Here is an 11,180-nt window from a genome sequence, read left to right on the forward strand (position 1 = left end):
TCAGTCTCCCAGGTGAGCCAGTTCACGATATTGCGCTAAAGCGCGATCGGTTTGCTGACGATGTTCAAAAAAGTTGGCCAAAGCGAGACCTGTTTCACGGTTCGGGTCGGTCCGCCAGGCCTCAACAAGATAGTCTTCAGCTTTCCCCCACAAAGACTGGGCTTCGCACAATTGGCCCAGAGTCAGCATCAGCTCGGGATTGGGACCATGGCGTTTTTCCAGATGCTCGGCAAGCGGTAGCGTTCGGGTTCCCGGCAAGTGTTCATCGAGCAAGCAGCGCAGCAATACGGGGGCGGGCGCTTTCTCCAGTGCCTTGGTCAGCCGTTTCAACGCGTTATCTACCTGGCCATGCATCAGCAGGCAGCGGCATTCTGCAGCCACGACATCCGCTTTTTGGCGGATCAATTTGGGCAATGTTTTCAGTGGCAGCAGGGCATCAACGGACGTTTGGCACCCTTGCTCGATCAATTGCAATGCGACTTGTTGCTGCCAGCGCACGCGATCGAAAGGGTTCAGGTTGGGCGTTTTATTGATGGCATGCAATGCGACCCCGGCTTGCCCCTGATCCATCAGCGCTCGCCAGTAATCGGGTTGCAGTTTTCGAATACGCTGGAGCCCGGGCTCTTGCTGCCACAAGGCGAGCAAGGCGGCGGAGTCGCCAGACTGAACCAGGCGCTCGGCCGTCAAAACGTCAGCGACCAGGGCAAGGTCCGGGTCTGTTCGTTTGAATTCACTGACCAGGGCTGGCCAGTCGCCGCTGTCCTGCGCCGGTATCAACGTCAGCACCCTTGGCAGACGCTCTGATCCACCGGCTTTAACCACTCGGTGCAATGCTGACAAGGCGGCACTGTCATCGCCCTCCAACCAGGCCATGACTGCCTGCCCGGTTGCTACCCGGGCTGTCTTGCGATCACGCCGGTCTCGATACTGCCGGGCCAGACGAACCGGATTAACACCTCGCAGCAGCTTGATTGCCAACCAACTGACCAGGAGCAAAACCAGGAACAAGCCCACTGCACTCCACAAGGTAATCTCGACCATCCACTGACCCCAGGCGATCATCACGTAACCTGGATAACGCACCATGAAATGCGCCAGCAGGCCGGCTGCCAGGACCAGCACCAGCCATAACAATACTTTCAGCAAAAGCCGGCTCATGCGTCATCCTCCCCATTGTCGGCAGGTTCAGTCGCCTCGGTTTCTACCCGGGTCATATATTGCTCAAGCGTTTCAACACTGGCGTGGATATCAGGAAAGTCCGGCGTCAGAGTCAGACCCTGCATGGATTCCAGTTCAGCCTCTATAGCGCTCAGTTCCAATTCAGGCGACATGGCACCAACGCGCACCAGCAGTTGTGCCAGAGCTTCGTTGTACAACGGCTGGTTGCGAGCCAACAGTGCCAGTTGAACTTGCTCGGTCAACAACAGACTGTGTTGCTGCCATTGGGCAAATTCAGACAATAGCGGCGGTGCCTGGTAAGGCACATCCAGCCGACTGACGGTCACCAGACTGCTCAGGCTGTCTTGAAAAGATTGCCAGCTCAGTGGCGTCTCATTGCTCTGGGGCTGAGGTTCGAGGCGCTCGGCAGGCGACCACTGGCGACTGGCGATACGTTCGCTGATCGCTTCCAGTCGAAAGTAAGTGCCGTTCAAATCAACGCTGCTGACCGACTGCAAGGCAAGCCTGTCTGAGGCGATCTGGCGGCGTACCGGTAAAACAGCAGCCTCGGTGAGCCCGGCTAAAACCTGGTCAGCGGCGTTCAGCAGGCTAATGGCGATGGTCGCATCCCCATCCAATTGCAAGCGCCGCTCCGCGAGTCTCAGCAAGGTTAGCGCTTCTTCAAGCGGCCAGCGATCAGCGTCCAGATCCTGGCGCCGGCTAAGCCGCTGCGCGGTTTCTATTAGCATTGATTCCAGCGCTTGCTGCTCTTGCTGAACCCGCTGTGCCAGCCGCTCACGCTCGCTGTTCGATGATTCGAGACGCACACTTAGGCTAGACACCTGCTGACGCAACTCACTCAGTGAACTAACCACGGTTTCGGATTCCTGCTGCAATACGCGGTATTGCTGCCAGCCCCAAAACACCAGCCAGGCCAGGCCTGCAATCATCAGGACCAAAACCAACACAGTGACCAGCAGCCGGTTTGACCGACCCGACCGGCCGGATCCTGGCCGACGACGAGGGGAAGCGCCGGAATTGCCGGGGGGCTTGGCTTTCGGCACAGCCTTCTGCTTCGGCTTATCCTCTGCCTGAACCGCTTCAGAAGAGGGCTTGACCTTCTCGCCGTCAACGCCTATGCCAGCATCGTCTGACTCGGTCGCTGGTGGCCTGGCCATTGCCTCATCGGTTGCCGAAGTGCTCTGTGCCGGTTCCGGCTGCTCAGCAGCTGGCTTGTCAGTATCCGGTGTCGGTGTCTTTTCGGACTCGGTATCTTTATTCATGGGCGGTGCGGCCTTTGCTGTCCAGTGGCGGTCGTGTCGCGACCACAGGGGTTCCATTTGTGGGTATCAGTGTAAGGTGAACCGGGTCGTGTCGTCACGCCCCATCCGGAAAAGCCTTTAATAACACACTCAGAGCTTGCCGAGTGCCTGCGCCACGGCCTCTGGGGAAGCGCCGGGCGTACCCAGTGAACGGCCAATTCCCTGATCCCGGGCCCAGTCCATCAACCGCGGCGACGTCAGCACCCAAAGTCCCGGCCAATTGAGCCACCTGCTGTTTTCCCCAGCCAGCAAGGCTTCACCCAGCATCTGAGAACTGACCAGCACAGCGTCTGCCTGGCTGCTTGATCGGGACATATGCTCAAGTATGGCAGGGTCAAGGGCGCGCTCGTAGACGTCCATCGTCTGTACCTGCGCGCCACGGTCCCTCAGCTCTCTGGGGTACAGGTCTCGCCCACCGACCCCTTTTACGACCAACCATTTGCGCTGGGCCACATTCAGGGTCGACAACAAGGAAAGCACATCCTCCGCCGTGTGGCCGGAGACAGGAAATACAGGCGTCAATCCGCCCCGGCCAAGGACCTCGGCTGTGGCCGGGCCATTGCACACCCACAGCACCCCCTGCGGCGGCTGCGGCCAGTAGTGGTCCAGCGCTGCAGTCAGTTGGCTGGCTGCTGTTGGGCTGACGCAGATCACGCCCTGATACTCGTCTAGGTTTAGCCAGAGAGACCGCCTTTCCGGAGTTTCCGGGCTTAACGTCAATTGCCATGGGTCGTGCAACATCAGTTCAGCATGGGGGTCCAGGTAAGACTGCCAGCGTGCCCAGTCCGAGCGCGCTTTTGCCAGTAGCAAGCGCATCAGTCAGACAGTTTGGCCAAAATGGCGCCAGCGCCCTGGTCCAGCAGTCGCTCGGCCAGATCCAGACCCAGCGCAGACGCCTGAGCCAATTGTTCTGTCAGCGACCCGGTTAACACGATGACATCGTTTGCTTTCAGAAGCCGTTCACCGTTCACCTCTCCAACCCTGGCTTCCATGCTCAGTACGCCATCGTTCAATAATGAGAATCCGGCAATGGGCACCTGACAGCCGCCTTCCAGGCGGCGGTTCATGGCACGCTCGGCGGTGACACGAATTTGGGTCTCTGAATGCATCAGCGGTGCCAGCAAGGTCCGGGTGGCCTGGTCACCGGCTCTGATTTCGATACCAACAGCGCCCTGGCCGACCGCTGGCAGGCACAGATCGGTATCCAGGGTGTGGCGAATACGCTCCTCCAGCTTAAGGCGGCGTAACCCGGCTGATGCGAGAATGATGGCATCGTAATCGCCAGCATCCAGCTTGCCCAGACGTGTTCCCACATTGCCGCGCAAAAAGCGGATCTGTAGGTCCGGCCTGGCCGCCAGCAACTGAGCTTGTCGGCGCAGAGAAGAGGTGCCCACCACCGCGCCTTTGGGCAAATCATTCACGTGAGCAAATTGATTGGAGACGAAGGCGTCTGTCGGATCTTCACGCTCGCAGATCACCGCCAGTTCAAATCCTTCCGGCATTTCCATCGGTACATCTTTCATGGAATGCACCGCGATATCGGCCTCCCCTTCAGAGATGGCCACCTCCAGTTCTTTAATGAACAACCCTTTCCCGCCCACCTTGGCCAGTGGAACATCCAGCATTTTGTCGCCTTTAGTGGCCATTTGTACCAGTTCAACGCGAAGTTCCGGATGCAACTGAACCAGTGCAGAACGAACATACTCCGCTTGCCACAGGGCCAGTGGGCTCTTACGGGTTGCGATACGCAAAATTTGGGTCATGACACTCTTCGCCATCAAATGTGGTGCAAAGTGTAACAAATAATCGCTGGAAGAAGCGTTTGTGATCGACTTCCCATCCGCCGGCACCAACCCTTTGATACGGTTTGTTACATTATGTCGAGGTCCTGTCGAGGTACTCTGTCCGTGCCCATAGCGCCAACAACGATAAAAAAATACCGAACACGCTGGAGTACGCAATGACCCGATCCAACCGCACGATGGCGTTCAACGCCATGCTATTACTGCTGCCGGGCCTGTCTCAGGCAGGTTCCGTTGAAGTGTTGCACTATTGGACCAGCGGCGGTGAAGCCCGCTCTGTTCAGGTGTTGCAGGAGGCCATGCAGGAAGATGGTCACACCTGGGATGACTTCGTTGTACAGGGCGGCGGTGGCGGTAATGCCATGGCCACCCTGCAAGAGCGGGTTCTGCGCGGCAACCCGCCCACAGCGGCCCAGATCAAGGGTCTGGACATTCAACGCTGGGCCCGCCTGGGCTTTCTGAGCAACATTAACGACCTGGCTGATGAGCAACAGTGGGATCAGCGACTGCCTCCCGTGGTCGCCTCCGCGATGCAATACAACGGTGACTACGTCGCGGTACCGGTAAATGTGCACCGAACCAATTGGTTATGGGCCAACAAACGCATCCTCGATGCAGTAGGTGTCGCCATTCCATCCACCTGGGCTGAGTTTGACCAGGCCGCAGACCTCATCGCAGACGCCGGCTACCAGGTGATCGCCCAGGGGCACCAGAATTGGCAACATGCCACCCTGTTTGAATCGGTGGCCTTGTCGGTCGGGGGCCCGGACTTTTACCGGGAAGCACTGGTCGAGCATGATTTTCGCGCCATGCGCGGCGACACGATGGATGCCGTGTTTGACCGGTACTACCGGCTGCTCGATCACATAACGCTGTCAGACGACCTGAGCGAGTGGAACCAGGCCACCGCCCTGATCATCAATGACGAAGCCGCGTTTCAGTTTATGGGAGACTGGGCCAAAGGAGAATTTTCGGCTGAAGGCAAGGAGGCCAACACCGACTACATCTGTGCACCGGTGCCCGGCACCGAAAATCAGTTCCTGTTTAATATCGACAGTTTTGCCATCTTCGATCTGCGCGATGCAGACCAGGCTGATCAATCGGCCCAGAATGACCTGGTGCGCAACATTATGGACGATTCCTTTCAGCGCACCTTCAACCAGAACAAAGGCTCGATTCCACCCCGTACAGACATGAGCATGAGTGCCTTCGACGATTGCGCCCAGGTGTCGATGAACGAGTTTATCGCAGCCGCCGCCAATGACGCCCTGCTGCCCAGCATTGCCCATGGCATGGCAACCACGGGTACTGTTCAGGGCTATTTTTACGAGAAAATAGGCGAACTGACGGTGAATCCGATTTCACCGTCAGAATCGTCGCGCGAACTGGCCAAAGCAATTCGCTATGGTCAGTACGTTATAAAATAAGCAGATTACCCGCGCAGTCAGCCCTGACTGCGCGGGTAAGGTTTGAGGTGCCAGATGCGTTGCACGTAGTCTTCAATCGAACGGTCTGAATTGAATTTACCCATGGTTGCCGTGTTGATGATAGCGCTGCGTGCCCAGGCTTTTTTATCCTGGTATCGGGCTTCTACCTGTTGTTGGGCGTCGCAGTAGCTGCGAAAGTCTGCCAACACCTTGTAGGGATCCCCACCTTTCAACAGGCTGTGTTTAATCGACGACACCGCCCCCGGGTTATCCGGTGTGAAATAGCCATTATCCAGCCAGTCGAGAACCGCCTTAAGCTCTTCATCTTCATGGTACAGATCAAAAGGGTTGTAGCCCTGCTTATCAAGTTGGCGAACGTCATCGACAGACAGACCGAAAATAAACACATTATCCCGGCCTGCCTCTTCAGCAATCTCAATATTGGCACCATCCAGAGTGCCGATGGTCAGTGCGCCGTTCAAAGCGAGTTTCATATTGCCGGTGCCCGAGGCTTCTTTGCCTGCGGTTGAAATTTGCTCCGACAGATCGGCCGCCGGTATGATCTTTTCAGCCAGGCTAACTCGATAATTGGGCAACATCACGACTTTAAGCTTACCCTGAATGCGGACGTCATTATTGATGCGCTCGGCCACGCAATTAATGGCATAGATAATGTCTTTGGCCAATGTGTACGCTGGCGCGGCCTTGGCACCAAACAGGAAAACACGCGGAACCTTTACGGCATCCGGATCGTCAAGCAAACGACGGTACAACAGCAAAATATGCAGCAGGTTTAAATGCTGTCGCTTGTACTCATGCAGGCGCTTTATCTGAACATCAAACAGAGCGTCGGGTTCAATGTCGATACCCGTAAGGCGTTTGACTTCACCGGCCAGATCTACCTTATTCTGATGTTTGATGGCCATGAACTCAGACTGAAATCCCTCATCGTCAGCCAGGGTGGTCAGTCGCTCAAGCTTACTCAGGTGCAAAGGCCAGTCGGACTCGATGTGTTTGTCGATCAGCGTGGATAACCGTGGATTGCAGGCCTTCAGCCAGCGCCGGGGAGTGACTCCGTTGGTTACGTTGGTGAATTTTCCAGGCCAGAGCTGATCGAAATGCGGAAACAGGTCAGACTTGACCAGATTGGAATGAACCTCAGCGACCCCGTTGACAGTATGCGAGCCGATGACCGACAAATGCGCCATGCGAACTTTCCGTTGATGCCCCTCCTCAATGACCGATAATCGGGCTTTCATCGCATCGTCGCCGGGCCAACGGCGCTCGACATCCTGACTCAGAAAACGATGATTAATTTCAAAGATGATTTCCAGATGCCGGGGCAATACCCTGGCGAAAAGCGCCAGGCTCCAGGTTTCCAGGGCTTCCGGCAACAAGGTGTGATTGGTATAGGAAAAGACCGGGTGACAAATTGCCCAGGCGCTATCCCAACCCAGACGCTTTTCGTCCATCAGCACGCGCATCAGTTCAGGGATGGCCACTGCCGGGTGAGTGTCGTTCAATTGCACGGCAACGCGCTCAGCAAACTGGGACCAGTCATCACCATGGGCTCGCTGATACCGCCGGATAATGTCAGCCAGCGACGCCGCACTGAAAAAATACTGTTGAATCAGGCGCAGTTCCTTGCCTGCATCCGTTTCGTCGTTGGGGTACAACACTTTGGAAATGGTCTCTGCCTGCGCTTGCTCGACCTGGGCATCAACATAGCCACCCGCGTTGAACACATCCCAGTCAAAGTAGTCGGTCGCCCGGCTCTCCCAGAGGCGGAGAATATTAACGTTGCTCCCGCCATACCCGACAATCGGTATATCCCAGGGCACTGCCTTGACGGTCCGTGCCGGTCGCCAGACCTTATAAGCGCGCCCGCCTTCACTGAGCGTTTCAACATAGCCATAGAGTTTGATCTCCTGAACCGATTCCGGCCGACAGACCTCCCAGGGGTTGCCATACTCGCGCCAGTCATCCGGTCGCTCAACTTGCCGACCCTGGTTAAAGCTTTGCTCAAACAGCCCATGCTCATAGTGAATGCCGTAACCTACGGCCGGGTAATTCAACGTGGCCAGGGAATCCAGAAAACAGGCGGCAAGACGCCCCAGGCCGCCGTTGCCCAGAGCCATATCCGGCTCTTCTTCCAGAATATCGGTTAATGATTGCCCCAGATTCGCCAGGGCTTGCTCTGCGAAGCCATACAACTGCAGATTATTCAGGTTATTGGACAGCAGCCGCCCCATCAGAAACTCCATGGACAGATAATTCACGGCCCGGGTGTCCTGTGTGGAATGGGAGCGCTGAGTATCGGTGAGGCCTGCCATAACGGCCTCATTGACGGCGCCTGCGGTGGCTTTCCACCAGCTCTGGGGGCTGGCTTTTTCTTCGTAGGTACCCTGGGTCACGTGAAGATGGTGCACGATACTGGCCTGCAGGGACTCAACAGTAAAAGGAGGTTGCGCGTTGCTATTCGTCATCGCGGTGATGCCCGGAAACGAAGGCCAGTGCATGCGTCACGGCCTTTTCGACTTCAGTCTCCATCCCATGTTGCTCCTGCACCGACAGATAAAACGCCATATCCACCGAAAACCGGTAGTAGCGTGCAGGCAACTGATTCAGCGCCACACACGCGATGTCGGCCAGTTCATTTTCTGTTTTTCCGTCGGCTTCCAACCGGCCTTTCAAATCATCGATCACCAGCTTTTCGTAATAATTGGCGATTTGGGTGTCTATGGTCATGCGCGTGCCTCCGTAAATCCTGCCCTGAAGACTAGCCGATATTTAGCCAAGTAACAGAGTCGGTGTAACCTTATTCAACACCGATGCTTGCGACGCTCTGGAACCCTCGGGGCAATTTATTACCCCGGCGACCGCGCTCACCCAGATAGTGCTCCAGATCCGCGCCTTTCAGTTTCAATTTGCGCTTACCTGAGTAGATCAGCAGCGTATCACCACTACCGAGCACCACCGCACCGATCATGTATTCTTCATGTTCAGTTGCCCGCGCTGCCGGTATGTTGATGATTTTATTGCCCTTGCCTTTGGCCAGCTCAGGCAGATCACGCACCGGAAACACCAACAGTCGTCCTTCATTGCTAACCGCTGCCAGATAGTCCGTCTCACGTTGATGAACAACCGCCGGTGCCAGAACCCGGGCGTTTCTAGGCAGGCTTAATAGCGCCTTGCCGGCTTTGTTTTTACTGACCATGTCTTCAAACCGGCCAATAAAGCCGTAACCGGCATCTGAAGCCAGCAGATACTGCTGGTTGGGTTCGTCGAGCAGCAGGCCACGCATCTCTGCACCCGGCGGCGGACTGACACGTCCTGATATGGGTTCGCCCTGCCCCCTGGCTGATGGCAATGCATGAGTGGCCAGCGTATAGGACCGACCGGTCGAGTCGAGCAGCACGGTAGGCTGGTTACTCTTGCCTGGTGCGCTGAAAGCAAACGCATCGCCGGCCTTGTAACTGAGGTTAACGCCGTCGATGTCGTGCCCCTTAGCGGCCCTGATCCAGCCTTTTTGGGACAACACTACGGTAACGGGTTCTGACGGCAGTACTTCGGTTTCACTGAACGCCTGGGCTTCTTCGCGTTGAACTCGCTGAGTTCGACGGTCGTCGCCGAAAGTATCCGCATCGGCCATGATCTCTTTTTTGATCAGGGTGCGCATACGAGTGGCTGAGCCCAGGATTTTTTCGATCTTGTCACGCTCGGCGGCGAGGTCATCCTGTTCGCCACGGATCTTGAACTCCTCCAGTTTGGCCAGTTGCCGTAGCTTCAGTTCGAGAATGGCTTCTGCCTGCACATCACTCAGTTTGAAGCGGCTCATCAACTCTTGTTTGGGCTCATCTTCGGTGCGAATAATGTGAATGACTTCATCGATATTCAGGTAAGCGATCAGCAAACCGTCGAGTATATGCAGCCGGGCGATGACTTTATCGAGGCGATGCTGCAATCGGCGACGCACAGTCGTGGTTCTGAAGGTCAGCCACTCGCTCAGGATATGAGTCAGGGATTTAACCTGGGGCCGGCCATCGGTACCAATCATGTTCAGGTTAATACGGATGGTTTTTTCGAGATCGGTGGTGGCGAACAGGTGGTTCATTACAGCATCGACATCAACCCGGTTGCTGCGAGGCTCAATAACCAGTCGCGTCGGATTTTCATGATCGGATTCATCGCGCAGATCAACCACCATCGGCAGTTTCTTGACCTGCATCTGGTGGGCAATCTGCTCCAGTATCTTGGAGCCGGATACCTGATAGGGAAGCTCGGTAATGACAATATCGCCCCCTTCGGTGCCATACCGTGCCCGAACCTTGACTGTACCACGGCCAGACTCGTAAATTTTCTGCAGATCCGCCGTCGGCGTTATCAGCTCGCCACCGGTTGGAAAATCAGGCCCCTTGATGTGCATCATAACGTCGGCCAGCGACGCATCGGGTGAGTCCAGCATATGAATGCAGGCAGCAGCGACTTCACGAATGTTGTGCGGTGGTATATCGGTGGCCATACCGACGGCAATACCGGTGGTGCCGTTCAGCAGAATATGCGGCAATCGTGCCGGCAACACCGAGGGCTCTTCCATGGTGCCATCAAAATTGGAAACCCAGTCAACCGTGCCCTGACCGAGCTCATCGAGCAACAGACCCGCATGCGCATGCAGGCGCGACTCGGTGTAACGCATGGCAGCGAAAGATTTCGGGTCGTCGGGTGCCCCCCAGTTACCCTGACCATCGACCAGCGGGTACCGGTAGGAAAACGGTTGCGCCATTAGCACCATGGCTTCATAACAAGCGCTGTCGCCGTGTGGGTGGTATTTACCCAGCACATCACCCACTGTCCGGGCGGATTTCTTGTATTTGGAGGTGCTTTTCAACCCCAGCTCGCTCATCGCATAGATGATGCGCCGCTGCACGGGCTTGAGGCCATCACCCAGGTGGGGCAAGGCCCGGTCCAGAATGACGTACATGGAATAATCCAGATACGCCTTTTCAGTAAACTGGCTGAGCGACAGATGCTCGATGTATTCGCCGGATTGTTCAGTCATTCGATGGGTTCGCCTTAACAGGGCACCCGATTCTGGAAGGCACCCCGGGATCAATAGAATCAGACCGGTGTCGGTTCAAACTGGCGCAAGTGTCGCAATTTCAACCGCTTATGACAATCAGGCATGGGTTTGCCAAGGCACAACGGCGTTGTCAACTGACCGGCATAACCTGTTACCGGAGCCTTTGGGCTCTCGTGTTTCTGTGGCAAACTGCAATCCGAGAGCGGCCGCATTGCCTTTCGTGCCAGAAAACCGTGCCAGCCACCGGGCTTACCTCTCCGGGGTCGGCGTGAACCCGTCCATGGGGCCTGGACCGCAGCATCCTTGCTGCGGACTCCCCCGGATAGGCAGGCCCGGAGGCTAGCACTCGGATTAGCGGTCAGCCTGACTAATAAAAGACGTTTAAAATAAC

Annotated in this window: 8 protein-coding genes; 1 reads left to right on the plus strand and 7 read right to left on the minus strand. The window is 56.4% G+C overall.

What is annotated here, in order from left to right; translation table 11 throughout:
- The 4 genes from G565_RS0112010 to hemC form a co-directional block, all read right to left on the minus strand.
- On the minus strand, positions 1-1,158 hold the full coding sequence (locus G565_RS0112010; RefSeq protein WP_028671140.1) for a heme biosynthesis HemY N-terminal domain-containing protein: 1,158 nt from the start codon (positions 1,156-1,158) through the stop codon (positions 1-3).
- The gene (locus G565_RS0112015; RefSeq protein ID WP_028671141.1) at positions 1,155-2,441 is read right to left on the minus strand and encodes a uroporphyrinogen-III C-methyltransferase; all 1,287 of its coding nucleotides are present in this window, start codon (positions 2,439-2,441) and stop codon (positions 1,155-1,157) included. Before G565_RS0112015 ends, G565_RS0112010 begins: the two co-directional genes overlap by 4 nt.
- Before the next feature lie 129 nt (positions 2,442-2,570).
- Positions 2,571-3,296: a uroporphyrinogen-III synthase gene (locus G565_RS26040; protein WP_051207832.1), complete on the minus strand. Its 726-nt coding sequence runs from the start codon at positions 3,294-3,296 to the stop codon at positions 2,571-2,573.
- Positions 3,296-4,243: a hydroxymethylbilane synthase gene (gene hemC / locus G565_RS0112025; RefSeq protein WP_211227170.1), complete on the minus strand. Its 948-nt coding sequence runs from the start codon at positions 4,241-4,243 to the stop codon at positions 3,296-3,298. Before hemC ends, G565_RS26040 begins: the two co-directional genes overlap by 1 nt.
- Before the next feature lie 197 nt (positions 4,244-4,440).
- Between hemC and G565_RS0112030 the strand changes: the two genes are divergently transcribed.
- Positions 4,441-5,709: an ABC transporter substrate-binding protein gene (locus G565_RS0112030; RefSeq protein WP_245584173.1), complete on the plus strand. Its 1,269-nt coding sequence runs from the start codon at positions 4,441-4,443 to the stop codon at positions 5,707-5,709.
- A 17-nt stretch (positions 5,710-5,726) separates the two neighbouring features.
- On the opposite strand, the gene G565_RS0112035 is transcribed toward G565_RS0112030, so the two are convergent.
- The 3 genes from G565_RS0112035 to parC all read right to left on the minus strand — a co-directional run bounded on the left by G565_RS0112035 (position 5,727) and on the right by parC (position 10,768).
- A complete protein-coding gene (locus G565_RS0112035; RefSeq protein WP_051207834.1) occupies positions 5,727-8,195 on the minus strand; it encodes a glycogen/starch/alpha-glucan phosphorylase in 2,469 nt (822 codons plus the stop codon).
- Complete coding sequence (locus G565_RS0112040; protein ID WP_028671145.1) at positions 8,185-8,457, minus strand: late competence development ComFB family protein; 273 nt, start codon at positions 8,455-8,457, stop codon at positions 8,185-8,187. Before G565_RS0112040 ends, G565_RS0112035 begins: the two co-directional genes overlap by 11 nt.
- 70 nt (positions 8,458-8,527) lie before the next feature.
- Positions 8,528-10,768, minus strand: a complete 2,241-nt coding sequence (parC, locus tag G565_RS0112045) for a DNA topoisomerase IV subunit A (protein WP_028671146.1) — start codon at positions 10,766-10,768, stop codon at positions 8,528-8,530.
- Positions 10,769-11,180 lie beyond the last annotated feature (412 nt).

The sequence above is a fragment of the Saccharospirillum impatiens DSM 12546 genome, assembly GCF_000423605.1.
Taxonomy (GTDB): Bacteria; Pseudomonadota; Gammaproteobacteria; order Pseudomonadales; family Natronospirillaceae; genus Saccharospirillum; species Saccharospirillum impatiens.

Bases quoted from the DNA above. Each gene is read 5' to 3' on its own strand.
- G565_RS0112010 (WP_028671140.1), bottom strand. From the start codon at position 1,158: ATGAGCCGGCTTTTGCTGAAAGTATTGTTATGGCTGGTGCTGGTCCTG.
- G565_RS0112015 (WP_028671141.1), bottom strand. From the start codon at position 2,441: ATGAATAAAGATACCGAGTCCGAAAAGACACCGACACCGGATACTGAC.
- G565_RS26040 (WP_051207832.1), bottom strand. From the start codon at position 3,296: ATGCGCTTGCTACTGGCAAAAGCGCGCTCGGACTGGGCACGCTGGCAG.
- hemC (WP_211227170.1), bottom strand. From the start codon at position 4,243: ATGACCCAAATTTTGCGTATCGCAACCCGTAAGAGCCCACTGGCCCTG.
- G565_RS0112030 (WP_245584173.1), top strand. From the start codon at position 4,441: ATGACCCGATCCAACCGCACGATGGCGTTCAACGCCATGCTATTACTG.
- G565_RS0112035 (WP_051207834.1), bottom strand. From the start codon at position 8,195: ATGACGAATAGCAACGCGCAACCTCCTTTTACTGTTGAGTCCCTGCAG.
- G565_RS0112040 (WP_028671145.1), bottom strand. From the start codon at position 8,457: ATGACCATAGACACCCAAATCGCCAATTATTACGAAAAGCTGGTGATC.
- parC (WP_028671146.1), bottom strand. From the start codon at position 10,768: ATGACTGAACAATCCGGCGAATACATCGAGCATCTGTCGCTCAGCCAG.